At 34.7% G+C, this 25,523-nt stretch carries 25 protein-coding genes, 1 other RNA gene and 1 pseudogene; 16 read left to right on the top strand and 11 right to left on the bottom strand.

Annotation, left to right across the window (positions count from 1 at the left end):
• Together DESAMIL20_RS07485 and DESAMIL20_RS07480 are read right to left on the bottom strand one after the other, a co-directional pair.
• Positions 1 to 1,740, bottom strand: a complete 1,740-nt coding sequence (locus tag DESAMIL20_RS07485; RefSeq protein ID WP_086034215.1) for an ABC transporter permease — start codon at positions 1,738 to 1,740, stop codon at positions 1 to 3.
• Positions 1,741 to 1,891: 151 nt separating this feature from the next.
• Positions 1,892 to 3,055 carry a cation:proton antiporter gene (locus tag DESAMIL20_RS07480; RefSeq protein ID WP_086034214.1) on the bottom strand — a complete coding sequence of 388 codons (1,164 nt, stop codon included), beginning with the start codon at positions 3,053 to 3,055 and terminating at the stop codon, positions 1,892 to 1,894.
• Positions 3,056 to 3,138: 83 nt separating this feature from the next.
• Between DESAMIL20_RS07480 and DESAMIL20_RS07475 the strand changes: the two genes are divergently transcribed.
• The 3 genes and pseudogenes from DESAMIL20_RS07475 to DESAMIL20_RS07470 all read left to right on the top strand — a co-directional run bounded on the left by DESAMIL20_RS07475 (position 3,139) and on the right by DESAMIL20_RS07470 (position 4,150).
• The gene (locus DESAMIL20_RS07475; protein WP_086034213.1) at positions 3,139 to 3,480 is read left to right on the top strand and encodes a TraR/DksA family transcriptional regulator; all 342 of its coding nucleotides are present in this window, start codon (positions 3,139 to 3,141) and stop codon (positions 3,478 to 3,480) included.
• A pseudogene (locus DESAMIL20_RS10865) lies at positions 3,443 to 3,634 on the top strand (double zinc ribbon domain-containing protein); the annotation flags it as partial. The gene DESAMIL20_RS07475 and the pseudogene DESAMIL20_RS10865, both read left to right, overlap by 38 nt.
• A gap of 9 nt (positions 3,635 to 3,643) precedes the next feature.
• Complete coding sequence (locus DESAMIL20_RS07470; protein WP_143340261.1) at positions 3,644 to 4,150, top strand: ComF family protein; 507 nt, start codon at positions 3,644 to 3,646, stop codon at positions 4,148 to 4,150.
• On the opposite strand, the gene DESAMIL20_RS10820 is transcribed toward DESAMIL20_RS07470, so the two are convergent.
• The 6 genes from DESAMIL20_RS10820 to DESAMIL20_RS07440 are packed head-to-tail and all read right to left on the bottom strand — an operon-like array spanning position 4,147 to position 11,226.
• Positions 4,147 to 6,459, bottom strand: a complete 2,313-nt coding sequence (locus DESAMIL20_RS10820) for an NADP-dependent malic enzyme (RefSeq protein ID WP_086034211.1) — start codon at positions 6,457 to 6,459, stop codon at positions 4,147 to 4,149. The two genes, DESAMIL20_RS07470 and DESAMIL20_RS10820, sit on opposite strands and share 4 nt — an antisense overlap.
• A 39-nt stretch (positions 6,460 to 6,498) precedes the next feature.
• The gene (locus DESAMIL20_RS07460) at positions 6,499 to 7,830 is read right to left on the bottom strand and encodes an FAD-dependent oxidoreductase (protein WP_086034210.1); all 1,332 of its coding nucleotides are present in this window, start codon (positions 7,828 to 7,830) and stop codon (positions 6,499 to 6,501) included.
• Between the two features lies 1 nt (position 7,831).
• Entirely contained in the window at positions 7,832 to 8,227 is a 396-nt protein-coding gene (mce, locus tag DESAMIL20_RS07455; RefSeq protein ID WP_086034209.1) for a methylmalonyl-CoA epimerase, read from the bottom strand.
• Complete coding sequence (meaB, locus tag DESAMIL20_RS07450; RefSeq protein ID WP_086034208.1) at positions 8,224 to 9,186, bottom strand: methylmalonyl Co-A mutase-associated GTPase MeaB; 963 nt, start codon at positions 9,184 to 9,186, stop codon at positions 8,224 to 8,226. Before meaB ends, mce begins: the two co-directional genes overlap by 4 nt.
• The gene (locus tag DESAMIL20_RS07445) at positions 9,152 to 9,562 is read right to left on the bottom strand and encodes a cobalamin B12-binding domain-containing protein (protein ID WP_086034207.1); all 411 of its coding nucleotides are present in this window, start codon (positions 9,560 to 9,562) and stop codon (positions 9,152 to 9,154) included. The genes meaB and DESAMIL20_RS07445 overlap by 35 nt, the downstream gene beginning before the upstream one ends.
• Before the next feature lie 14 nt (positions 9,563 to 9,576).
• Complete coding sequence (locus DESAMIL20_RS07440; protein ID WP_086034206.1) at positions 9,577 to 11,226, bottom strand: acyl-CoA mutase large subunit family protein; 1,650 nt, start codon at positions 11,224 to 11,226, stop codon at positions 9,577 to 9,579.
• A gap of 199 nt (positions 11,227 to 11,425) precedes the next feature.
• On the opposite strand from DESAMIL20_RS07440, the gene DESAMIL20_RS07435 reads away from it, so the two are divergent.
• The 10 genes from DESAMIL20_RS07435 to DESAMIL20_RS07390 all read left to right on the top strand — a co-directional run bounded on the left by DESAMIL20_RS07435 (position 11,426) and on the right by DESAMIL20_RS07390 (position 18,966).
• Positions 11,426 to 11,698, top strand: a complete 273-nt coding sequence (locus tag DESAMIL20_RS07435; protein WP_086034205.1) for a glutaredoxin family protein — start codon at positions 11,426 to 11,428, stop codon at positions 11,696 to 11,698.
• A complete protein-coding gene (locus DESAMIL20_RS07430; protein ID WP_086034204.1) occupies positions 11,695 to 12,990 on the top strand; it encodes a phenylacetate--CoA ligase family protein in 1,296 nt (431 codons plus the stop codon). The genes DESAMIL20_RS07435 and DESAMIL20_RS07430 overlap by 4 nt, the downstream gene beginning before the upstream one ends.
• A gap of 9 nt (positions 12,991 to 12,999) precedes the next feature.
• A complete protein-coding gene (locus tag DESAMIL20_RS07425) occupies positions 13,000 to 13,437 on the top strand; it encodes an amino acid-binding protein (RefSeq protein ID WP_086034203.1) in 438 nt (145 codons plus the stop codon).
• A gap of 62 nt (positions 13,438 to 13,499) precedes the next feature.
• Positions 13,500 to 13,673, top strand: a non-coding RNA gene (gene ssrS / locus DESAMIL20_RS07420) — 6S RNA.
• A 22-nt stretch (positions 13,674 to 13,695) separates the two neighbouring features.
• Entirely contained in the window at positions 13,696 to 14,247 is a 552-nt protein-coding gene (locus DESAMIL20_RS07415; RefSeq protein WP_086034735.1) for a 5-formyltetrahydrofolate cyclo-ligase, read from the top strand.
• A 2-nt stretch (positions 14,248 to 14,249) separates the two neighbouring features.
• Positions 14,250 to 15,803 carry a ribonuclease Y gene (rny, locus tag DESAMIL20_RS07410; protein ID WP_086034202.1) on the top strand — a complete coding sequence of 518 codons (1,554 nt, stop codon included), beginning with the start codon at positions 14,250 to 14,252 and terminating at the stop codon, positions 15,801 to 15,803.
• Positions 15,793 to 16,572 carry a TIGR00282 family metallophosphoesterase gene (locus DESAMIL20_RS07405; protein ID WP_086034201.1) on the top strand — a complete coding sequence of 260 codons (780 nt, stop codon included), beginning with the start codon at positions 15,793 to 15,795 and terminating at the stop codon, positions 16,570 to 16,572. The genes rny and DESAMIL20_RS07405 overlap by 11 nt, the downstream gene beginning before the upstream one ends.
• A gap of 59 nt (positions 16,573 to 16,631) precedes the next feature.
• A complete protein-coding gene (locus DESAMIL20_RS07400) occupies positions 16,632 to 17,831 on the top strand; it encodes a homocysteine biosynthesis protein (protein WP_239393442.1) in 1,200 nt (399 codons plus the stop codon).
• On the top strand, positions 17,825 to 18,541 hold the full coding sequence (locus DESAMIL20_RS07395) for a UPF0280 family protein (protein WP_086034200.1): 717 nt from the start codon (positions 17,825 to 17,827) through the stop codon (positions 18,539 to 18,541). The genes DESAMIL20_RS07400 and DESAMIL20_RS07395 overlap by 7 nt, the downstream gene beginning before the upstream one ends.
• Positions 18,538 to 18,966, top strand: a complete 429-nt coding sequence (locus DESAMIL20_RS07390) for an NIL domain-containing protein (protein WP_086034199.1) — start codon at positions 18,538 to 18,540, stop codon at positions 18,964 to 18,966. Before DESAMIL20_RS07395 ends, DESAMIL20_RS07390 begins: the two co-directional genes overlap by 4 nt.
• Here the strand turns inward: DESAMIL20_RS07390 and DESAMIL20_RS07385 are convergent.
• Genes DESAMIL20_RS07385 through pruA form a run of 3 tightly spaced genes read right to left on the bottom strand, consistent with a single transcriptional unit; the run spans position 18,958 to position 22,368 of the window.
• Positions 18,958 to 19,845: a DMT family transporter gene (locus DESAMIL20_RS07385; protein WP_086034198.1), complete on the bottom strand. Its 888-nt coding sequence runs from the start codon at positions 19,843 to 19,845 to the stop codon at positions 18,958 to 18,960. The genes DESAMIL20_RS07390 and DESAMIL20_RS07385 overlap by 9 nt on opposite strands.
• A 1-nt stretch (position 19,846) precedes the next feature.
• Entirely contained in the window at positions 19,847 to 20,737 is an 891-nt protein-coding gene (locus DESAMIL20_RS07380; RefSeq protein ID WP_086034197.1) for a proline dehydrogenase family protein, read from the bottom strand.
• Positions 20,737 to 22,368: an L-glutamate gamma-semialdehyde dehydrogenase gene (pruA, locus tag DESAMIL20_RS07375; protein WP_086034196.1), complete on the bottom strand. Its 1,632-nt coding sequence runs from the start codon at positions 22,366 to 22,368 to the stop codon at positions 20,737 to 20,739. Before pruA ends, DESAMIL20_RS07380 begins: the two co-directional genes overlap by 1 nt.
• 170 nt (positions 22,369 to 22,538) lie before the next feature.
• Here pruA and DESAMIL20_RS07370 point away from each other — a divergent pair, with 170 nt between their 5' ends.
• Genes DESAMIL20_RS07370 through DESAMIL20_RS07360 form a run of 3 tightly spaced genes read left to right on the top strand, consistent with a single transcriptional unit; the run spans position 22,539 to position 25,521 of the window.
• Positions 22,539 to 23,672 (top strand): branched-chain amino acid ABC transporter substrate-binding protein, encoded by a 1,134-nt coding sequence (locus tag DESAMIL20_RS07370; protein ID WP_086034195.1) that lies wholly within the window; start codon positions 22,539 to 22,541, stop codon positions 23,670 to 23,672.
• 2 nt (positions 23,673 to 23,674) lie between these two features.
• Positions 23,675 to 24,577: a branched-chain amino acid ABC transporter permease gene (locus tag DESAMIL20_RS07365; protein WP_086034194.1), complete on the top strand. Its 903-nt coding sequence runs from the start codon at positions 23,675 to 23,677 to the stop codon at positions 24,575 to 24,577.
• Entirely contained in the window at positions 24,577 to 25,521 is a 945-nt protein-coding gene (locus tag DESAMIL20_RS07360; protein WP_086034193.1) for a branched-chain amino acid ABC transporter permease, read from the top strand. Before DESAMIL20_RS07365 ends, DESAMIL20_RS07360 begins: the two co-directional genes overlap by 1 nt.
• The last annotated feature ends 2 nt before the right edge of the window (positions 25,522 to 25,523 follow it).

The raw sequence follows: 25,523 nt of genomic DNA, 5'->3' as shown, positions 1-25,523 counted from the left end.
TTACCTCACTTTGTAGTTTTGCGATAGTTTGTAAAGGTTTTTCCATATAAACTTATTAAAAAACACTACAGTTAACGCCATTACCAAAACACTAGCAGCCAGCAGGGAAATTTGCCCACCATTAGCCGCTTTGCTAATGAGCGAACCAATGCCAACAGTAGCTATTGTTTGATTTTTAAAGGTGATATATTCTGCCACAATAGATGCATTCCATGCGCCACCTGCTGCCGTAATCCAACCCGTTATAAGATATGGAAAAATAGCTTTAAAATAAATTGAGCTGAATTTTTCCCACAAAGAAAGCTTAAAAACCTTGCCCATCTCAATCATCTCGGATGGTATGTTTATAGTGCCTGCTATAACATTAAAAAGTATATACCACTGCGTGCCCATAAGCATTAAAATTATGCTACCGTAGCTTAAATTTATATGTAAAGCATAAAATATTGCTATTAAAATAGGAAATAATAATGGTGCAGGGAAGCTTGCGGTTATTTGAATAATTGGTTGTAATATTTTAGAAAGTTTAGGAGAAAGCCCAAGGTATATGCCAAACGGTATTGTCCATAAAGATCCAATTAAAATTGTTATTAAAACTCTTATTAATGTATAAGAATCGGATTTAAATATATTAAACCACGTTTCTTTTGGTATATTTTTAATCATTATAATGATTTTATAGCTTGCAAATAAAATAAAAACCACAATTAATACTAGAATTGCATTTGCTAGAATATTAATTATCAACGACTTTTTTGGCTTTTCTGTTTTCTTTCTGCTGCTTTTTATTTTAAAATGTTTAAATTTTTCTAGCCACCACATTGAAGTTTTTTTATAAGCATTTCTTGTCAATTCTATGATATTTGAATCAATAAGCAAATTTAAAAACCATGATTCTTTCGGTTTGGAGTTAAGAGAATACTCAATTTTGAATTTTTCAGACCATGCAACAAGCGGTTGCCAAACTAATTGATCAAGCGCAACAATAATAATCATCATAGCTAAAATACCATAAAACATAGCAAGATAATTTCCCTCGTTTGCTGCAACAGACATATAAGAACCTAAACCTTCTAAGCGAAAGTTTTTATTTCCAAGGGAAAATTCTTCGCATATCATAAGAAAAAACCATCCGCCAGCCATACTCATCATACTATTCCAGATGAGTGAGGATATTGTTGCGGGAAACTCTATCCACTTAAATTTTTGAAACCAGCTTAGTTTATAGACGTTTGCTACTTCTTTAAATTCTTGAGGTATGCTGTTTAATGTCCCATAGAAACCAAAAACCATATTCCACACTTGACCTGTAAAAATCATAATAATACTTGCAAGCTCAAGACCAAAATTGCTTTTGGGAAATAGAGCAATAAGTGCCAACACTACGGCAGGTAAAAAACCAAGTACAGGTGTGCTTTGTAGGATATCTAAAATTGGTAAGAGCAGTTTCTCAGCCGTTTTATTTTTGTACATAAAATATCCATAAAAAATGGTAAATACAAATGAAAACACAAAAGCTATAAGTACTCTTGATAATGAAAAAAGGCTGTATTTAATCAGTGAGCCTATTGAAAGATTTATTTTGGCTTCATAATTTATACTGGATGTGACTTGATGTGCGTAGTGGGTAATGATATACAATACACTCAATAGCAAGAAGATAAATACAAAATCCGCAAACAAACTTCTTTTTTTAACTATATCAAAATTTATATTTGAGAAACTTGATAACCCTAACATAAACTCACCTCCAATTGCAAACAAACCAGGTGAGCTTATGCTAGAGCTACTCACCTGCTACATATATTTTTTTACGCGAGTTGGGGATATCCATTCAATAACTCCTTTTTCAAAAAACTATTTGCATTATACATTAGGTTATTTTTCTTTGTCAAGAAATTTTTGAGTTAATAAGCTGCAGGCCAAACGGTGCAATAAGTGTGGTTAATAGGGATATTAACACAATTAAAGCGTATAGGTCATTGCTTAAGACACCGCTTGATTTTCCTATTGTAGCAAAAATTAGACCTACTTCGGCTCTTGGTATCATAGAAAGGCCCACAGCTAATTTATTGTAAAAACCTTTTATAAAAAATCCACTTATTAGTTTGCCAAGTATTGCTATTATTAAAAAGATAAGCAAAAAACTGACGAATTTAGCAAGCAAGGAGAAACTCAAACTGTTTAAATTGAATGATAATCCTATATAGACAAAGAAAAACGGCTCAAAAAAGTTTTGTAATGTCTTTAGCTGCGATTTTGATTTTTTAAATAAATTATCCACTTCTTTAGTTTTAGACAACTTAAGTGTTTGCAGGCTGTAGCCAATAATAAATGCACCCAAAATATTTAGATGAACGAGTTTGTAAGAGACAAAAGAATACATAATGATTGCAAAAAATATTATAGAACTAATATACATTGGATCCTTATCAAAACACAGATTGATAGAATTTTTCAAAATAATTTTTATAAGAGGAACCAAAAGAAAAAGCATGGCTGCATACATTATAACGCTCAGTGCAATTTTTAAATCTATAGTTTTTGTTTGTGCAAAATTTGACACTAAAAGTAACATTATAATGCCAATTATATCATCTATTACAGCAGCAACCAAAACTATATTTGCAACAGTTGTGTGTTGTTTTTTTAAATCCATAAAAGTTTTTAATGTAACGCCAATACTAGTTGCCACAAGGCTTCCTGCCAAAAAAATCGATTCGTTTTCGTTATAACCCAAAGACTTAGCAATAATTAATGCTATAAAAAATGGCACAAAAGAGCCTATTATTGCAACCAAAACACCATTCAGATTCGTTTTTAAACCAGATTTAAGGTTTATTTCAAGACCAGATTCATACAGTAAAAACAATATGCCTATTTCTGCAAAGATATAAAATATCTCATTTGGTTTAATAAGGTTCAAAACACATGGGCCAAGCACAATACCTAAAGTTACGTAAGTTATTAGCTGTGGTATACCAAAAGGTTTTAGCCCCTCGCCAAATATTTTAGTAAAAACAAAAACCAAGCCAATAAATAGTATTGATAACATATTAAAAATATAACATAAATAATTTTACTTGACAAATTGTAAAAATAAGCTTTAATTAGTAAGAGATTTTTTGGGGGTTTGGTATGGACGAAAAAACCTTAAATGAGCTTAAAAGTAGATTAATATACTTAAGGAACGAAATTCAACAACGTATAAAAGACAATAACGATCGTGTAAGAAGTTTTGAAAGTGGTGATGAAGGTGATTTTTCAAATAGTATTTCTTACAAAGATCTTACATACAATTTGATAGAAAAGGATAGAACTCAGCTAATCGAAATAGAAGAAGCACTTTATAGAATGGAAAACAATACGTATGCTATATGTGAAAGGTGCAAAGAGCCCATAGAAATTGAAAGATTAAAAGCAAAACCTACAGCAAAATATTGTGCTAAGTGTAAGCATATTATCGAATCTCATAGTTAATTTTAAAAATCTTATCTTTCCATCTATTTGCATTTTTTGTCAAAAACCAATAAAAAATGGTTATTTATGCGATGATTGTGCATCCGAGATTGTATATAGGGGCCCAAGGTGCACAAAGTGTTTCAAGCCTGTTAATCAAAGCACTGTTTTATGTTCAAACTGTGTGCAAAAACACTATTACGAAAAAGGTTTCGTACTTTGGTCATACAATAATCAAAAAGTTGCTCAATTAATCAAATGGTCTAAATTCTATAGTCACTTTTATTATCTAAATGCAATAAAAGATTTTCAAGAATACATTGATTTAAGTGTTTTTGATGGAGTCGAAGCACTAGTTGCTGTTCCTATGCACAAAAAAGACTTGCAGAAAAGAGGCTATAATCAATCGGTTATTATAGCAAAAATATTAAGTAAATTTTCAGGTCTTCCAGTGTGTTATAATATGCTTGAAAAAACAAAACAAACTAAACAGCAAGTTGAGTTAAAAAAGATAGAGCGTCAAAATAATCTGAAAAATGCTTTTATTTTGAACACACAAGCAAAAAAATTTAAAAAAGTATTAATAGTTGATGATGTTTTAACAACAGCATCAACTATTAATGAGTGTGCTAAAGTGCTTCTAAATGCTAATATAAAAGCAAATTTTTTCGCTTTAGCCTCAGAGTTTTAAGATTTGCCGTTCCCATTTTTCTTTTCTTTCCTTTGAGCATCAAATACAGCTAAAGCTATCATGTCTTCAATGGTTCTAACGGGAGACCCCATTTCGAGTACATGTATGCTCTTTTTAAGGCCAAGTAAAATTGGTCCTATGGGGTATGCTCCGCCTAGTTTGTACATGAGCTTGTATGAGATATTTCCTGCATCTAAGTTTGGAAATATGAATACATTTGCTTCTTTGCCTTTTATCGTGTTGAATGGATAGAACCCATCCCTTAGGGCTACATCGCTTGCAACGGTTGCCTGCATTTCGCCTTCTATCAAGAGATCGGGATTTATTGATTTTGCAATTTCAACGGCTTTTTTAACCTTTATGGCCTCTTGCTGCTCGTTGCTGCCAAAGTTTGAAAACGAAAGCATAGCTACAACTGGTTCAGCATTTGTTAGGTCTGTGTAGAACTTGGCCGTTTCAATGGCAATACTTGCTAGTGTTTGTGAATCTGGGTTTATATTTATTGTAGTATCTGCAAATAGGTATATGCGGTTTTTTATGACCATTATGTATACGCCTGCAACGGGTGTTGCAGGCGATTTTTCTGTAACCTGCAAAATAGGTCTTATAACTGTTGGGTAGTTGTAGGTTTCGCCAATAAGCAGTGCATCAGCATCACCTTCTCTTACCATCATTGTGGCAAAGACATTGGGTCTGTGGTTTATAATGTATCCTGCTTCCTCTTTTGTTATGCCTTTTCTTTGCCTTATCTCAATTAGCCTTTGAATGTAGTGCAGTCTTTTGGATGCTTGCATGGGGTCTATGAATTCTATTTTGTCTGTAATGCTTTCTTTTAGTCCTAACTCTTTTATTTTTTCAACAACAAATTCTTTTGTTCTGCCCCTCGAGCCTATAAATACGGGATAAAATATGCCTTCTTCTAATGCATTTTGTACAGCTCGCAAGATATTTGGGTTTGTAGTCTCTGTAAATACAACCCTCTTTGGGTTTTCCTTGGCTTTTTCGTAAATGTAGCGCGTTATGGATCTTGTTTTGTCAAGTTTTAACTCCAGTGTTTTTTTGTATTCTAAGATATCAAAATTTTCTATTCTTGCTACCTTGGAGTCAATGGCAGCCTGTGCAACAGCACTTGAGACATAAATCAACGCCCTTGGATCAAATGGCTTTGGTATGATGTAGTCTGGACCAAACTTGAGGTTGGATAAACCGTAAGCTTTAAGTACGCCTTCTGGCACATCCATTTTGGCTAAGCTTGCTAAAGCTTTTGCAGCAGCTATTTTCATCTCTTCATTGATAGTAGTGGCCATGGTGTCTAGCGCGCCTCTAAACATGAATGGGAATATGAGTACGTTGTTTATCTGGTTTGGGTAGTCGCTTCGGCCTGTGCCTACAATGGCGTTTTTGTTAGCTTCTTTTGCGTCTTCGTATGTAATTTCAGGCATTGGGTTTGCCATAGCAAAAATGATTGGGTGGTCATTCATGGATTTTACCATTTCTTTTGTAAGTAAGTTTGGCTGGGATAAGCCAAAAAACACATCTGCGCCCTCTATGGCTTCTTTGAGTGTTCTAACGGATAGGTTAGTTGCAAAAAGCTCTTTATATGGGTTCATACCTTCTGTTCTGCCTTCGTATATGACGCCTTTTGAGTCCACCATAATTATGTTTTCTTTCTTTACACCAAGACTTACATAAAATTTAGCGCAGGCAATAGCTGCAGCGCCTGCGCCGCTTATTACTACTTTTATATCTTCAATATTTTTCTGACTAATTTCCAAAGCATTCAAAAGAGCTGCACCAGAGACCACAGCTGTGCCGTGCTGGTCGTCATGGAAAACGGGTATGTTCATCTTCTTTTTTAACTCGTCTTCTATGTAAAAGCACTCTGGGGCTTTTATGTCTTCAAGGTTTATGCCTCCGAATGTAGGCTCAAGCGCTACTACAATTTCTACGATTTTGTCCGGGTTTTTTTCGTTTAATTCTATGTCAAATACATCTATGTCTGCGAATTTTTTAAATAGGTTGCCTTTGCCTTCCATCACAGGCTTTCCTGCTAGCGCTCCAATGTTTCCTAGTCCAAGCACAGCTGTGCCGTTTGTTACAACCGCTACGAGGTTTGATTTTGTAGTGTACTTGTATGCATCCTGTGGGTTTTCTTTAATCTGCATGCACACTTCTGCAACGCCTGGTGTGTATGCAAGCGATAGATCCTTTTGGCTGTTAAAGGGCTTTGTGTATCTTACTTCTATTTTGCCTGGCTTTTCCATATTGTGATATTCTAGAGCCTCTTGTTTGAGAGATTTGTCTTCCATTTAGTAGCCTCCTTCTAATAGTTTATAAAAAATTTTAAATTATTTATCTGCCTGAGTGGCACAAATTAGCACCGCATCCCATACTGCACTGTAGGGCGGTGAATATGCAAAATCCAAATATTTAACTTCGCTGACTTTCAAGTTTGCATATACTGCAACAGACAAAGCATTAATTCTCAAAATCCCATCAAAGGAGCAAATTTGAGCTCCAAGTAGTTGCTTTGTCTTAGCATCGCTAATAAGAGTTACTATTATGTCTTTGTTGTTTGGTAGATAATGTGCTTTTTCATTAGTAACGATAGTTGTAACCTTTGGTTCAAATCCTGCCTCTTGAGCTTGCTTAACACTAAGTCCAGTTTTAGCGATACCCAAATCAAACAATTTAAATACAGAAGTGCCTGTTATGCCTTCAAATACTTCATTACCAGAAGTAGCGTTTATACCTGCGATCCTGCCTTGTTTGTTGGCGTTTGTGCCAAGTGGGAAATATACATTCTTTTTTAACAATTTATGATAAATTGTTGCGCAATCACCGCAAGCAAAAATATCTTCTATGTTTGTTGTCATTTTTTGGTCAACTTCTATGGCATTATTTGAAAAAAAGTTTAATTCAGATCCAGTTAAAAAGTCTGTATTTGGTTTAAATCCCGTAGATACATTTATTACATCGCATTCAAAAGTACCTTTATTGGAATAAACTTTTAAGGGTAGTTCAATTTTTTCTATATCAACCAAGCATATTAGTTTTACACCGTTGTTCTGTAGTTCTTCAATTGCTTTTTGCCTAATTTCATCGCTATATTCCAACAAAATACTGTCTAGTTTTTCTAAAATTACCACTTCTAAACCACGTTTTTTTAGGTTATCTGCAAGTTCTAGATTTATAAAGCCACCGCCAATAAGAATTGCTTTTTTGCAGTTTTCACTTATTAGATACTTATTAAGTTTTCTGCCTTCTTCTAGAGATTTTAAGGAAAATACACCTTCTTGATTTATACCCTCAATTGGTGGAAGATTGCTTTTTGCGCCTGTTGCGATAATAAGTTTGTCGTAGTTTAGTTCATATTGATGGTTTGATAGGTTATTTTTTACAAAAACCAGACGCTTTTTTGTATCAATGCCAATAGCTTCTTCGTTTAGCCTTAGGTCTATACTGCGCTTTTCTCTGAAATCTTTTGCACTAACGGCTGCGACTTCTTCCATGTCTTTTTTAAGGCCTATTATATAAGGCATACCGCAAGCGCCGTACGAAACATCCTGTGTTTTTTCGAGCATAATAACGTGTGCATCTTTTTGCCTTCTTTTTGCTTGACTTGCTGCACTTGCCCCTGCTGCATCTGCACCTATTACAACTATTTTTGTTGGGTTCATTTTAGCCTCCTTGTATAAGTTCTGTTAATATGATTGTTGATTTTGGGTGTAAAAACGCAATCTGGGTATTGTTTGAGCCTTCTTTTGGTGAGTCATTAATCATTTTTATACCTTTTTGTTTTAATAGTTCTATTTGTTGTATGATATTATCGCATTTATAGGCTATATGGTGTATGCCTTGGCCTTTTGTTTCTAAAAACTTCTTTATAGGACTATCATTAGATATGGGTTCTAAAAACTCCAGATGGATGCCATTGCAGTTAAATTTTGCAATTCTTACCCCTTGATCTTCAACTATTTCTTCACCTAAATATTCAAACCCCAGTATATCTTTATAAACTTCTACTGCCTGGTTTAAATTATTTACAGCTATGCCTATATGGTCAATACTTTTCATATAGCCTCCACAATTTTGTCGATAATTGCATAAAAGTTTAATTCTTTGTTGTAAATTTGAGCAATAGTTTTACTATCAAAAAAGTTTTTTACGTTTTGATTTGATAGTACTTTATCAATCATTATTTTTGTAACGGTATCGATTAGTTCTGATTCAATAAAAGATTGCCTTTTTTTTGTAAGGTTACTAGAGGTTTCAATATGGCCTAAGTAGCTTAAAATTTCATTTTTTAGTAATTCTATACCACTTTCCTTAAAAGCATTTGTAGCAATTGTCTTTAAAACAGACGGTTTTGGTTGCTTTGGGCTTAAATTAACTATGTCTGATATTTCTTTGAATAATTTTTGAGAAAAATCACGATCTGCCTTGTTTATTACATAAATATCCGCTATTTCCATAATGCCAGCTTTCATTGCCTGTATTTCATCGCCAAAGCCAGGGGCAAACACTAAAGCTACACAGTCGGCAATCTTTACTATATCAATCTCGCTTTGGCCAACGCCGACAGTTTCTATAATTATAATATCAAAACCAGCCGCATCAAGCACTTTGAGTGCGTCTTTTGTGGCTTCAGATAAACCACCAAGTGCGCCACGAGATGCCATTGATCTCAAATAAACAAATGGGTCTGTCGTATGGTTTTGCATTCTAATTCGATCACCAAGCAAAGCTCCTTTTGTAAATGGGCTACTTGGATCTACCGCTAATACTGCAACGCTTTTATTATCATCTCTAAAAGTTCTTATTAGCTTGTCAGTAATAGTAGATTTACCGGCACCTGGTGATCCAGTAATGCCAATTACTTTAGCTTTACCAGTGTATGGAAAAATGGTTTTTAGAAATGATTTTTTTGTCTTATAATCGGAATTTTCAACAAAACTTATTGCTTTTGCAATATAGCGTGTATGTTTATTTAAAACACCATCAACTAATTTTTGAATTTCTTGATTTTGACTCATTTTCAATAAAATCCACAATTGTTTTAATGGAGGTGCCAGGACCAAAAATTGCTTTAATGCCTTTTGATTTCAAAAACTCAATGTCTGATTGAGGTATTACTCCTCCACCGAAAACGATAATGTCATCTGCACCTGCATTGTGTAATTCTTCAATTACTTTTGGAAATAGTTCATTGTGGGCACCGCTTAGCAAGCTTAAACCTACAAAATCAACATCTTCTTGCACAGCCGCAAGTGCAATTTGTATAGGCGTTTGCCTTATGCCTGTGTATATTACCTCATAGCCTTTTTCTTGTAGCGCTCTTGCAACAAACTTTGCCCCTCTATCATGACCATCCAGACCTGGTTTTGCTATCAAAATTCTAACTTTTTGCATTCAAGTACCTCCGTTTAAATTACTACGCTTTCTTTGTATTCGCCAAATTCTTGTCTTAAGGCATCAGCAATTTCTTGCAGGGTTGCATAATTTTCAACACATTCAATAACTACTGGCATAATATTTTCATTTGATTGTACAGTTTCTTTTAATAGCTTTATGTTATTTAGAACTTTTGTGTTATCTCGCTGCGATTTTACCCTTTGGAGGTTTTTTATTTGCTCATTTCTTAGCGATGGATCTACTTTAAGTAAGTCTTTTGGCGGTTCTTCTTCTATCTGAAAACTATTCACACCCACGATTATTCTTTCTTTATTTTCAATATCCATTTGATATTGAAAAGCTGATTCTTGAATCTCTTTTTGGACAAAACCTTGTTCGATAGCAGCTACCATCCCACCTAGTTCATCTATTTTGTTAATATATTCCCACGCTTTTTCTTCTATAGTGTCTGTTAAGCTTTCTATATAGTATGAACCGCCAAGTGGATCTACAACATTTGCAACGCCTGATTCGTAGGCTATAATTTGTTGAGTTCTAAGAGCTATACGAACGGATTTTTCAGTAGGCAGAGCAAGTGCTTCATCCATTGAATTTGTATGAAGGCTTTGTGTGCCGCCAAGTACTGCAGCAAGTGCTTGAAGTGTGACTCTTACGATATTGTTTTCTGGTTGCTGGGCTGTGAGTGTAGAGCCACCTGTTTGCGTATGAAATCTTAGCATTTGTGATTTTTCGTTTTTTGCTTGAAAGCGTTCTTTCATGATTTTTGCCCACATACGCCTGGCTGCTCTGAATTTTGCAACTTCTTCTAAAATATCATTGTGAGCATTAAAAAAAAACGATAATCTCCCAGCAAACTCGTCTACATTTAATCCTTTATCTATGGCGCTTTTAACATATTCAATACCGTTTGCTAAAGTGAAAGCCGCTTCTTGCACAGCAGTTGAGCCTGCCTCTCTTATGTGATAGCCAGAAATACTTATTGTGTTCCATTTTGGCACTTCTTTTGCGCAATAATCAAAAATATCTGTAATAATGCGCATTGATGGCTTTGGAGGGTAAATATACGTTCCGCGTGCAATATACTCTTTTAGTATATCGTTTTGTATGGTGCCACGCAAAAGTTTTTTATCAACGCCTTGCTTTTTGCCTACCACTATATACATAGCAAGCAATATAAAAGCCGTAGCGTTAATTGTCATAGAAGTTGAAACTTTGTCAAGCGGTATATCTTTAAACAGTGTTTCCATATCATCAATAGTATCTATTGCAACACCAACCTTACCAACCTCTCCTTCGCTCATAGGCGAGTCTGAGTCATAACCAATTTGTGTAGGCAAATCAAAAGCTACAGATAAGCCCGTTTGACCTTGTTTTAGTAAATACTTATACCGTTCGTTTGATTCTTTTGCTGTTCCAAAACCAGCATATTGCCTCATTGTCCAAAATTGGCCCCGATACATAGTCGGATAAGGTCCCCTTGTAAAAGGGTATTGCCCAGGATAGCCTAGATTTTGTTCATAGTTTTTCACATCACTATCTGCGTATAATTCTTTTACATCAAGATAAGAGCTTGTCTCAAACTTTTTTTTTCTTGTTGGGTTTTTTTTGATGTAGGGTATTAAGGTTTTTTCTTGCCAATTTTTATAACTATTTTCACCCATCCAATCTCCTCCTTCTTAAATATTACTTATGTTAAATTATATACTTAATGTCAAAAAAGTAAACTAAATTTTAATCAATACTTTATTGTAAATAAACTAAAACCATTATAGGTGAAATAGCAATAAGAATAATATATTCACATAATTGACAATGATTATAATAATGTATATATTTAATCAAAAAAAGGAGGTATGTATTATGGAAAGTACTCAAAAAGATACAATAAAAAAACAACCGCGTGTGGTGGTTTTTTCTACACCAAGTTGTCCATGGTGCACGAGGGTAAAAGATTATCTAAGAAAAAACAGCATTACTTTTAAAGACGTGGATGTTTCAAGAGATCGAAAAGCGGCTGAAGACATGGTAAGGATGACAGGTCAAACTGGTGTGCCAGTGGTACTTATTGGCACAAAGGCAATTGTAGGTTTTGACAAAGTCAAAATTGACAAACTTTTAGGGCTATCTTCATGATCTATGACAATGAAATAGAAACACTACCAAGAGAAGCCCTAGAGGCTTTACAATTCAAAAGACTACAGCAGACACTCGAGCATGTATACGCTCTTGTGCCTTTTTATAAAGAAGCTTTTAGGAAAGCAAATATTACGCCCAGCGATATAAAATCCCTAAAAGATTTACATAAATTACCATTTACCACAAAAGATGACCTAAGAGATAGCTACCCTTATGGTATGTTTAGTATGCCCATAGATCAAATCGTGCGTATTCATGCATCAAGTGGCATCACAGGTAAGCCTACGGTTGTAGGCTACTCCAAGGCTGATATTGAGGAGTGGTCTCAATTAATGGCCAGATCTTTTGTTGCTTGTGGTGTAACGAGTAAAGATATTATCCAAAACGCTTATGGTTATGGTTTGTTCACAGGCGGTCTGGGCGCTCACTATGGTGCAGAAAAATTAGGTGCAGCAGTAATCCCTATATCTGGTGGCAATACAAAAAAGCAAATCATTATTATGGTAGATTTTAAATCAACCGTTTTAACAGCTACCCCTTCTTATGCCCAACTGCTTGCAGATACAATCGAAGAAATGGGTCTGCTTGACAAAATAAACTTAAGAGTGGGTGTTTTTGGCGCTGAACCTTGGAGCGAAAGTATGCGCCAGAAATTAGAAGGAAAACTGCACATCACCGCTATGGATATTTACGGTTTAAGCGAAATTATGGGCCCAGGCGTAGCAATTGAATGTGAAGCCAAAGAAGGCTTGCATATCTGGGAAGATGCCTTCATACCAGAAATAATAGACCCAGATACTCAAGAGCCGCTAGAAGATGGCCAGGAAGGCGAACTTGTTATTACTACAATTAAAAAACAGGCAATGCCATTAATCAGATACAGAACAAAGGATATTACAAAAATTATTAAAGAGCCTTGTAAGTGCGGGCGAACGCACAGACGTATTCAAAAAATACTGGGTAGAAGTGACGATATGATAATTATAAGGGGCGTTAATGTTTTTCCAAGCCAAATTGAGTCTGTTTTGATGGAGATTGAAGGTCTTTCGCCTCATTACCAACTAATTGTGGATAGACAAAATAATCTTGATACATTGGAAGTGCAGGTAGAAGTTGATAGTAAAATATTTTCTGATGAAATTCGAAAACTTCAAGGCTTGCAGAATCAGATACAAAAAGATATTAAAGACATTTTAGGTATAACAACAAAAGTTACGCTTGTTGAACCAAGAACTCTACTGCGTAGTGAAGGTAAAGCTAAACGTGTTATAGACAAAAGAAAAATATAGAGGCAAATTATGAAAAGGATAAAGCAAATTTCTGTTTTTGTAGAAAATAAGCCTGGTAGATTATTGGATGTAGTTGAGGTATTAGGGAGTAATGATATTGATATAAAAGCTATAAGCCTAGCAGATTCGTCAGATTTTGGTATAGTGAGATTAATTTGTGAAGATCCGGAATCTGCATACAAAGTTATTGCTAAGAATGATTTTACTGCAAGCTTGACCGAAGTTTTAGCAATAGCAATAAGTGATAAACCTGGTTCTTTAGCAAAAGTTCTAAGGGCTTTAAAAGAAAGTGGTATTAACATAGAATACATGTATGGGTTTTCTGCAAAAATGAAAGACTATGCTGTAATGATAATGAAGGTTTCTAATTTAGAAGAAACAATAAAATGTTGTATTTCTAACAATATACGGATATTGTCTGAAAGTGACATAAAAAGCGTTGTTTGATATTTATGTTGAAATCTGTATATTTTTTGATATAATAAAAATAGGATTTTAGGCAAATTTAAATTTGCCTTGGGTGTTTGTGATGCATTTTTTCCTTAGAGCCAACACCTAACGATGGGGGGCCAGTATTAGGTAGCCTTGAAGTGCTTGAAAAAGCACCTAAGGCTATTCTCGAGGTACCCACTTATCATTGCTAGGTTCTAGGAAAAATCCGCACACGGCACCTTAGGCTTTAATATAAATTTAAAGAAGTTTGTAATGGAAGTTTATAAATATAATAAGAAAGAATTAAGGCGCAAAGCTTTAAACGAGAGAAGGCTTTGCTCTAAAAAGTTTGTATTTTTAAGAAGTCTATCAATATCAAGGAAATTAGCAAATTTTCTAAAGCTTAAAAACGTCAAGAATGTAGTTTCGTACAATCCCATAAATAACGAAGTCCAGCCAAATTTTTTTATATCTACTAACGTTAACGTTTTCTTTACAAAAATAAATGTGGAGTCTTTACGCATTGCTCAATCAAAAAATTTTAAAAAAGGCAAATTTTCTGTTTTAGAACCTTTTTGTGGCACTTATACTTTTAAAAAACAAATTGAATGCTTCATTGTGCCTGCTTTGGCATTTGATAAAAGAGGCTATCGTATAGGATACGGTATGGGCTTTTACGATAAATTGCTTCAAAACTCAAAAGCCTTAAAAATTGGTGTAGGTTTTGATTTTCAGGTTAAAGATTTCAACATCAAAGAAGATAAATTTGATGTTTCGCTGGATTACATTATAACAGAAAAAAGAATTCTAAAGTGTAGGAGATAGTTATGTCAACGATATTATTTAGTATTTTAACACTAATATTGGGTCTTGTAATAGGGTATTTGGGTGTGTATTTTTTACAAATTAAGAAAAAAGAATATCTAAAACAGAAATCTGATGACATCGTTAAAAATGCTGAAATTGAAAGAGAAAATATGCTAAAGAAAGCTGAAATTGATGTTAAAGATTATACGCTTACGGCAAAAAATCAGATTGATGAAGAAATAAGGGAAAAAAGAAAAGAAATTCAAAAGTGGGAAAAAAGATTACAAATAAAGGAGGAGGCTTTAGATAAAAAGCAATTTCAGTTAGATAGCAAACAAGAACAATTAAACAAGAAACTTGAAGACCTAAAAGCAAAAGAAGATCTCTTAGATCAAGAAAGTGTCAAACTTACAAGCTTGCTTGAAGAGCAAAAGAAGAAAATTGAAGAAATTGCTAAAATGACAACAGAAGATGCAAAAGAATATTTAATTAAACAGATAGAGGAATCTGCTAAAAAAGAAGCTGTCGTAAGACTGCGGGAAATTGAAGAAGAGGTTAACGAAAATGCCAAAAAAATTTCTCAAAAAATCCTTAGTCTAACGATGGAAAAAATGGCAAGCACTTTTGTCATGGAGAAGACAATTTCTACAGTTAGTTTACCGAATGATGAGATGAAGGGTAGAATCATTGGCAGAGAAGGCAGAAATATTAGGTCTTTTGAAAAAGAAACTGGTGTGGATTTAATTATTGACGATACGCCAGAGGTTGTAGTTATATCTAGTTTTGATGCAAAGAAAAGGGAGATCGCTAAAGTTGCTTTAGAAAAATTAATACAAGATGGTAGGATTCATCCAGCACGAATCGAAGAAGTTGTTGAAAAAGTTAAACAAGAATTAGAGCAAGAAGCAATCGACGAAGTGAAGTCGCTTATATTTGATTTAGGTATTGAAAATCTTCACCCAGAAATAACAAGGCATTTGTCTATGTTAAAATACAGAACAAGCTATACGCAGAATGTTTTGGCTCACTCTGTTGAAGTAGCTTACATGTCTGGCATAATGGCGGCTGAGCTTGGACTTAACATGAAACTAGCAAAAAGGGCTGGTCTCTTGCATGATATTGGCAAATCTACAGATCAGGAAATGGAAGGCTCCCATACAACCATTGGTGCTGAAATTGCAAGAAAGTACGGCGAAAATGAGTATGTTATAAATGCCATAATGTCTCACCATGGTGAGGTTGAACCCAATTGCATAGAAAGCGTTCTTATATCAATAGCAGATACACTAAGTGCTGCAAGGCCAGGTGCTAGAATGGAAGTTTTAGAAAACTATATTAAACGCCTAGAAGAACTAGAAAAAATAGCAAAAAAATACAAGAATGTAAAAAACGCGTACGCGATACAAGCAGGCAGAGAGCTTAGGGTAATCATTGAAGATCAGTTTACAAATGATAATGATGCTTATTTAACTGCAAAAGAAATTGCTGAAGAAATCAAGGAAAACATGACTTATACGGGCCAGGTTAAGGTTGTTACTATAAGAGAATTAAGGGCTATTGAGTATGCAAACTGATACGATTCGAATTTTGTTTGTAGGGGATATCGTTGGAGATGCTGGTAGAAAAGTTGCAATAGATAAACTTAGTTATCTAAAAGATAAATATGCCTATGATATTGCTATAGCAAATATAGAAAACTTAGCGGGTGGTTTTGGAATAACAAAAGAAACCTACGATGCCGTAGAACCATACTTTGATGCTTTTACAACAGGCAACCACGTATGGGATAAAAAAGATTTTCTTATTAATATTGATAGTATGTATAACGTTGCAAAGCCATTTAATATGCCAAATACAAAGGGTAAACCTTACGTAATCGTAGAGAAAAACTATGTAAAAGTACTAGTTGCTAGCTTTTTAGGCAGAATTTTTATGAACCCAGTCGAAAACCCTTTTATTCTCTTGGATCAGTTAGTAGGGGATAATTCGCTTCCTACAATAAAAATCATTGATTTTCATGCCGAAGCAACAAGTGAAAAACAAGCTTTTGGATGGTATTGTGATGGGAAGGTAAGTGCTTGTTTGGGTACGCATACGCATGTACAAACAAACGATGAAAAAATTTTACCAGATGGTACTGCCTATATAACAGATGTAGGTTTAACTGGTTGCCACGGTGGAGTTATTGGGTTTAAAAAGGACGCTATTATTGAAAAGTTTATAACATATATGCCTACAAGATTTGATGTGTGTAAAGATAATTTAAGGTTAAATGCTTTTATAGTTGATGTTAATATTTATAATGGTAAAGCTTTGAATATTGAAAAGATAAATATAGCTTAAGTCTTGACAGATGATTTAGTTAGTATTATACTAACGTATTATTAATAAGGAGGTGTCCTGTGGAATTTAAGGTCAATAAAACGATTGAGGAAATAAACGAGAAAATCAAAAGAAGAGAAGCAGTAGTGGTTAACGCAAAAGAAATGATAGATATAGTAAGAAAAGAAGGTTGTATAGAAGCTGCAAAAAAAGTTGATATTGTAACCACAGGCACTTTTGGAACAATGTGTTCAAGTGGCGCAATGATAAATTTCTGGCATTCAAAGCCAAAGATCAAAGCATCTAAAGTATGGTTTAATGATGTAGAAGCATACGGTGGAGTGGCAGCAGTTGATTGCTACCTTGGGGCAACCGCGGTTAAAGAGGGTGATCCTCTAAATAGTGTGCACCCTGGCAGATTTAATTACGGCGGTGGGCATGTTATAGAAGATTTAATAGCTGGCAAAAAAGTACTGCTTAGAGCTTTAGGCTACGGTACTGATTGTTATCCGTCAAAAGAGTTTGAAAAGGAAATTACAATAGCTGATCTAAGGGATGCTACACTGCTAAATCCCCGCAATGCTTACCAAAACTATTCTGTTGCCATTAATACGACCGACAAAACTATTTATACATATATGGGCGTTTTGAAACCAAATATCAGTAACGCTACATATTCTTCTGCAGGTGAATTGTCACCACTGTTTAATGATCCATTTTATAGAACAATTGGAATAGGCACAAGAATATTTTTAGGTGGTGGCATAGGTTATGTGATTTATCAAGGTACGCAGCATGACCCAGATGTCGAAAGAAACGAAAGAGGTTTGCCAAAATCGAGCGCAGGCACGTTGGCTGTTGCAGGTGATATGAAGCAAATGAATACTAAATATATAAAAGGTGCCTCAATTTTAGGATATGGTGTTTCACTTAGTATTGGCATTGGTATTCCAATCCCAATAATTAATGAAGAGATGGCATTTTTTTGCGGTGTTAGCGATGAAGATATACAAGCCTATATTTACGATTATGGATACGATTATCCAAACAAAATTAGCAAAACGTATGGCCTTATAACGTATAAAGAGCTAAGAAGCGGCACAATTATGGTTAATGGCAAAGAAGTTCCTACGACGCCACTTTCTAGCTATTATATGGCTTTAGAGATAGCAGAAGAACTAAAGAAATGGATCTTAGATGGTAAATTTTACATTACAAAGCCTGCTTGTTTGATTGGGCAGTCAAGCGATTATGAACCACTAAAGTACGTGAAATGTTGAGGTTTTATAGGCAAAATGTAACTGATGATTTGTATAGTTTTGAAATAACTATAAAAGAGAGTAATTTGTTTATCAAAACATGCAAAGATTTAAAAGCAATTGCATTTGATGCATTGTACAACATTAGAAAGGATTTAGAAAACTATATTTTAAAATCAAAAGATTTTTTTACTTCACTTGTACCAATAAAGCAGGATAAAAATGCCCCTTCAATAGTTAAAAAGATGGTTAGGACCTCGTCAGTTGTGGGCGTTGGGCCAATGGCTTGCGTAGCTGGGGCTGTTTCGGAAGAAATGGGGAAAATTTTGTTAAAGTATTGCGATGAATGCATTGTAGAAAATGGCGGCGATATATTTTTGAAGCTGAACAAAGATACCAATTTGGGTTTATATGTAGGTAAAGATAATCCTTTAAATAATGTTTATATAATATTAAAAAAATCGGATAAACCGTATGGTATTTGCACGTCGAGCGCTAAAGTTGGGCCATCATTGTCATTTGGAGCAAGTGAAGCTTCGCTTATTATTTCACACAATACGTATTTTAGCGATTGTCTGGCGAGTGCGTGTGGCAATATAATAAAAAATGAAAAAGATCTTCAAAAAGCCATTGATCTTGCAAGAACATTTCAAGAAACAATTGGTTGTTGTTTTGTTTGTAATGGCAAGATAGCTTTTTGGGGTGATATTGAATTAGGAGGCTGGCAGTGATAGCAAAAAAAGTTTTATTGACCTTTTCTAAAAAAGCAGCAGGTAAACCGGTTATTTGCGAGTTATCAAGAAAATTTGATTTGACGTTCAATGTAATGGAAGCAAAAATTTCACCAAAAAAAGAAGGTTTAATGATACTTGAGCTTGTTGGTACAGAAAACGCATACAATAGCGGTGTTGAGTATCTAATAGAAAATGGTGTAGAGATTTCAAATATTGAAGATAGGGTTTTTAGGGATGATGATTTGTGCTATCACTGTGGTTGCTGCTTGAGCGTTTGTCCTACAGACGCGCTTATTATAGAGGATAGGCAAACAATGAAGGTTGAATTTTATAAAGATAAGTGTATTGCGTGTGAATTGTGCGTTAAAGTTTGTCCCACAAAAGCTATGAAAATACGTGGTCTTGATGGCGATTTAATTTAATTTTATGCTCTGAATGATTATACCGCTTGCAATTATAACAAGTCCCACAAATGAGCTAACTAATATTTTGTCGCCTAAAAAGATATGTATGTAAATCAAAGATAAAAAAGGTGTTAAATACAGCAGATTTGACACTATATGTGTAGGTGCTTTTAGTGCTTTAAACCAAAAAATGTAAGTTATACCATTTATAAAGAAGCCATTTAGAAATAGCCAAAACCACACATCAAGTGTGGGTAATTTAATATTTGATAGGACAAGTATAGTTGGTACCATAAAGACAAGCGCAGACAAAAAAAATATCATTGCCGAAAATGTTTGATCATACTTAAATTTTTTGCCAAGAACACTAAAAAGCGCAAACACAAATGCATAAAATAAAGCCAGTAAATCGCCTTTTAGGTTTGAAAAGTTTAAGTTTATTAGGTGACCATTTGTTACAATAACAAGTATACCAAAGAAACTTATTATAATAGCGATCAGTTTTTTAAGAGTCGGTTGTTCTTTTAATATAAAAAATCCTAAAAGAACAACCATTATAGGCCAAGTATAAGCTAGTATAAACACTTCTTGGGCAGAAGCAATGCTAAAAGCTCCATAGAGTATTAAATAACAAAAATAAGCGCCCAAAAAACCCAAAAAAAGCATATTTAAATAGTCTTTTACACTGTATTGTTTGAGCAAATACAACTTTTTTTGGAAAAGATTAACAAAAAACAAAACAACAAAAGAGATAATGGTTGAATAAAAAAGCATTTGAACGTTGTTTAATTCTATCAAAATTTTTTTTGACACAACAGGTATAGCTGCCCAAAATATTATGCATAGTGCTAAATAACTGTATGCAATTAATGCCTCTTTTGATACTTTGCGCAGCATTTTATTCTAAATGCAAAGCTGCTTTAATTATGTTTGGGTTTTCTTTTAATCTGCGCTTTGCGTATGCAAGCCACTGTATGCCGTATGGCACGTAGATTCTAAGTCTGTGATTTTTATCTAAGATAAACTGCTTTAGATTTTCACCAACTCCTAAAAGCATTTGAAATTCATATTCGTTTGCATGTAGGTTGTAGTCTTTTATTAGCTTCATTGCATGAAACACTAGCTTTTCATCATGAGTAGCAATACCAACATAGGCTTTTTTCTTAAATAGCTCTTCTAAACAGTATTTATAATTTTCGACTATGATATCTCTTTTTTTATAGGCAATTTTTTCTGATTCTATGTATATACCCTTACAGAGTCTTATATTCATTTTATCATCGGATAGATATTCAATATCGTCTATAGTTCTGCGCATATACGCTTGCAGTACTGTACCTACATGCTGACCAAATTCTTTTCTAAGTTGCTTGTACATTTCTACTGTATCTGTCGTATACGGGGAGTTTTCCATGTCAATGCGCACAAAATTATCAAGATCATAAGCTCTTTTTACAATTTCTCTAATATTATCAAACCCTAGGGATTTGCTTAGAGCAAACCCCATCTGCGTAGGTTTTAGTGATAAATTGGCATTTAAGTGGTTAGATTTAATCTCTTCTAGCACTTTAATACACTCATTTTTATAAAAACTTGCCTCTTCAATTTTTTTTACATCTTCTCCGAGCACATCAATTGTACTCATGATGTCGTCTTGATTAAAAGCTTTGGTAAGGTTTAGCGCATCTTCTAAATATGCACCTGCAATGTATTTTTTTGCAAAGATGGAAACAACATTCGATGGTACATAATCAATAGTATTTGATACGATTGTATGAAATAAAGACATCATTCCTCCATCATAAAAGGATACTCAAACGCTTGGGTCGGGTTAAAGTTTTCTTTTATGGCCCTTGCGCTTGTCCATCTAATTAAATTTAACAGACTGCCTGCTTTATCATTTGTACCGCTTGCTCTTGCGCCGCCAAATGGTTGCTGGCCAACTACCGCACCTGTGGGTTTATCATTTATGTAAAAATTACCAGCTGCTTGCTCTAGTTTTTCCATTGCAAGGTTTATTGCAGCTCTATCTTGAGCAAAAATAGCACCTGTTAAACCATATGGGCTTGTTTGATCACACAGCTTGAGTGTTTCTTCATATTTAGCATCATCGTATAGATAAAGCGTTACAACGGGTCCAAAGATTTCTTCCGTAATTGTTTTGAATTGTGGGTTATCTGTTAAAATCACAGTTGGCTCTATGAAGTAGCCTATAGAGTTGTCGCATTTGCCGCCTTTTAAAATAGTAGCTTGGCTAGAGTTTTTAGCATAATCAATGTATGAAGAGATTTTTTCAAACGCTTCTTTGTCTATTACAGCATTCATAAAGTTTCTAAAGTCTTCTGGGCTGCCCATTTTGATTTTATCTATTTCATGTAATAAATCGTCTTTAATTTCGTTGTAGAGGCTTTTTGGTAAGTATACCCTTGAGACTGCAGAGCATTTTTGACCCTGATACTCAAAAGCGCCTCTTACTATTGAAGTAATTAGAGCTTTTTTGTCTGTACTTTGATGGGCAAATATAAAATCTTTTCCACCTGTTTCGCCAACTATTCGAGGGTAGGTTTTATAAAGCGGTATATTTTTTGCAATGTTAGACCACATATTGTGAAATGTCTCAACTGAGCCTGTAAAGTGCAAGCCCGCAAAATATGGGTTAGAGAAAATATATTCACCAATTTGAGAGCCTTGAGCGGGTAAAAAGTTTATTACGCCATCTGGTAAGCCTGCTTCCTTTAATACTTGCATGAAAATATGCGGTGCATACACAGAGCTAGATGCAGGCTTAAAAATGGTTACATTACCCATAATGGCTGGTGCTGTAGGCAAATTACCCGATATTGATACAAAGTTAAACGGAGGTGCTGCAAAGACAAAGCCCTCAAGTGGCCTATACTGCATTATATTCCATATACCTTTTGGAGAGTAAGGCTGGTCCTCGTAAATTTGCTGCATATATTGAACATTAAAACGTAAAAAATCAGTTAGCTCGCACGCTGAGTCAATTTCTGCCTGAAATGCGCTCTTGCTTATAGAAATCATTGTAGCAGCATTTATTATGTATCTATACTTAGTGCTAAGCAGTTCCGCTGCTTTTAGAAAAATTGCCGCACGCTCAGAAAAATCAAACTTGCTCCAGACCTTTGCTGCCTTAAGGTTTTCATTTATTGCTAAAGCTATCTCGTCTTTTGATGCTTTATAGTAGTAACCAAGCAGTTCACTGTGATCGTGCGGCGAGCGAATCTCTACCTTGTTGTTAGTTTTATACTCTTTACCACCAATAATTAAAGGTATCTCAATTTTGTCCGATTTAATTTTTTTTATAGCATCCTTTAATAATTGCCTGTGACTTGATCCTACCTCATAATTATAAACTGGCTCATTTAGAGTTTGAGGTACTTTAACTTTACAGTTTTTCATTTTAACCTCCACAAAGTTCAATTTTCTAATATTATATACACTAAATTTTACTAAGTCAAGTAAGTTATAAAAAATATTTAAAACTACTTGACTATTAAATTAATTTGTGATATTTAGTAAATTTAGTGGTATAAGTTAAATGTGGAAAATTTATTTTTAAGGGGGTTTTTATGAAACTAAAAAACCTGTTATGGGTGGTAGTTTCGCTTGCCTTTGTTTTTGTTTCAAGCAGTGTTTTTGCAGCGGGTGTAATTAAAATTGGTGTTCAAGCACCAATTACGGGTTCTTTTGCAAATGAAGGTCAAGGTATTGATAACGCAGTTAAAATGCTTGTGGCGCAGCAAAATGCAAAAGGTGGTTTATTGGGCAAAAAATTGGAAGTTGTAACGTGTGATGATGAAGGCACAGCGGTAGGTGGTGCAATTTGTGCAAGGAAACTGGTAAATGATGGTGTTGTAGCAGTAATAGGCACTTATTCATCTACACCAGCAGAATCAGCCGAGCCAATTTATGCTAGAGCAGGTGTTTTGCAAACAAGCGATGCAACCGCTGATTCTTTAACAAAACATGGTTACTGGACATTTTTTAGAAACTCATGTCCAAACAGTGCAGAGGCCACATTCACAGCAGATTTTTTAGTTAAAGACAAACATTTCAAAAGAATAGTTGTTTTATCGGATTATTCAACTTATGCTACAGACCTAGCTAATGCTACAGAGGCAACTTTAAAGAAAATAGGTGGAAATGTAATTTACAGAGGAAAGATTCAAGCTGGTTCACAAAACTTTACACCAATCTTGACAAAAATCAAATCTATGAATCCAGATGTTATCTATTTTAGTGGTTACTATACAGATGGCGGCTTAATTAGAGCTCAAGAAGTTTCACTGGGCATGAAGGCTGCTTTTGTTGGCGGTGACTCAAATGATAACCCAGAGTTCTTTAAATTAGCAGGAAAAGCTTCAAACGGTGTTTACATGATTAATGTGCCAAGACCGGATATACTACCATATCCTTTAGCAAAAGAGTTTTTAAGGGATTATCAGGCACGATACCACATGATGCCACCAAGTATCTGGACACTATTTAATGCAGATGGTTTAAGGGCAATTATGTATGCAATAGAAAAAACCAAAACTACAGATACAAAAAAATTGGCAGCATTTTTGCATAATTTGAAAAATTTCCAAGGTATTACCGGACCAATAACATTTACAAAAGATGGCGAAAGGGCTGGCAGCAGGTTTATGGCTTACGAAATTTACAACAATAACCAATACAAAGTGGTATACAAAGAAGACTAACTATGGAAATTTTTCTACAGCAGATTGTAAATGGTTTAGCTATAGGAAGTATTTATGCCCTTGTGGCCATAGGTTACACCATGGTGTATGGCGTGATGAAGCTTATCAACTTTGCGCATGGTGACCTTGTGGCCCTTGCGGCCTATATAGGTTTGACCGTACTAATGCAAGCCTTTGGCATGCATATAACTAATTTATGGGCTATTATTTTGATGTTTGTTGTTAGCGCTTTGTTTATTTCTTTATTTGGTGTTCTTCTAGAAAGGTTAGCTTATAGGCCACTTAGAAGAGCGCCCAGACTTAGTGCTGTTGTATCCGCGCTAGGTGCGTCGCTTGCGATAGAAAACGGTATTATGTTGATCTGGGGTCCAAATATCAAGGTTTTTCCATCTAATGTGTTTCCAAGTGCGAGTTGGCATATAAGCGGCGTTGTTATTAACTCAACCCAAATTGCTATACTGTTACTTTCTGTTATTTTAATGCTGGCTTTGTATATATTTATTAACAAGACTAAAATTGGTGCCGCAATTAGGGCAAGCGCAATAGACCAAGATGCTGCAAAATTGATGGGCATAAATGTCAATGGCATAATAATAGCCATATTTGCACTTGGTTCTTTTTTGGGCTCTATTGGCGGTCTTTTCATAGGCATTTATTACCGTGAGCTTTATTTTCAAATGGGCTGGATTTACGGGCTTAATGCGTTTATTGCTGCAATAATTGGTGGTATTGGCAACATTCCTGGTGCTATGCTTGGAGGTATGTTGCTTGGAATTTTTAATGTGCTTATTGCAGGCTATGTATCAAATGGTTGGTCTGAAGCTTTAACATTTGTACTTTTAATAATAATTTTGATTATAAAGCCCACAGGTATTTTAGGTGAAAGAGTAGCGGAGAAAGTTTGATGAAAAAAAGTTTTGTATGGTATGGTATTTTTTTTGTTATCGCAATTATCTATCCTCATTTTGTTGATCCTTCTTGGGTGGATATTGGAACAACATTTGCTCTATATTCAGTTGTAGCGCTCAGTCAAGATATAGTTTTGGGTAAAGCGGGTATGTTTGATATGGGTCATGCCACTTTTTTTGGCATAGGTGCCTACACTGCAGCAATACTAAATACTACATACAATATTCCAATTATGTATACTATACCAATAGCAATAGCGTTATCTGCTTTATTCGGTATTATTATATCATGGCCTATTATTCACTTAAGGGGTGATTATTTACTTGTTGCTACGATTGGGTTTAATATAATTTTTTACCAAGCTTTGCAAAATAATGTATTTGGCTTAACAGGCGGGCCAAATGGTATTTTCGGTATTGGGACGCCAATGATATTTGGCATAAACATTGCAAGTCAAAAAGCAATATATTATTTTGCATGGCTTATTTTGCTTGTTACAATGTTAATTATATACAATATCGATAAAAGTAAACTGGGAAGAGCGTTTCATTATTTAAGAGAAAGCGAGATTGCTGCAGAAAGCTTTGGTGTAAACAAAAGGTTTTATAAAGTTTTAGCATTTGCTCTAGGAGCTGGTTTAGCTAGCTTAGCAGGTGTGATTTTTGCTGTGCAGTATGCAGCTGTTAGCCCAGAGACATTTAACTTTACGCAGTCTGTGCTATTTTTTACAATAGTTATTGTAGGTGGACCATCATCTATACCTGGCATACTGTTGGGTACATTTGTTATGTTTGTAGTACCTCAATTTTTTAGAGAGTTCGCAACAGCAAGGTACTTTGTGTTTGGCATAGCGATGATTTTAACAATGATTCTGCGTCCTCAGGGTATATGGCCTGTAAAGTTTGGCAAACTTCCAAAGTATATATTTAGAAAGAGTTAGAT

It is taken from the genome of Desulfurella amilsii, from assembly GCF_002119425.1.
In the GTDB taxonomy this organism is placed as follows: Bacteria; Campylobacterota_A; Desulfurellia; order Desulfurellales; family Desulfurellaceae; genus Desulfurella; species Desulfurella amilsii.
This window is presented reverse-complemented; position numbering and strand designations above follow the sequence as displayed.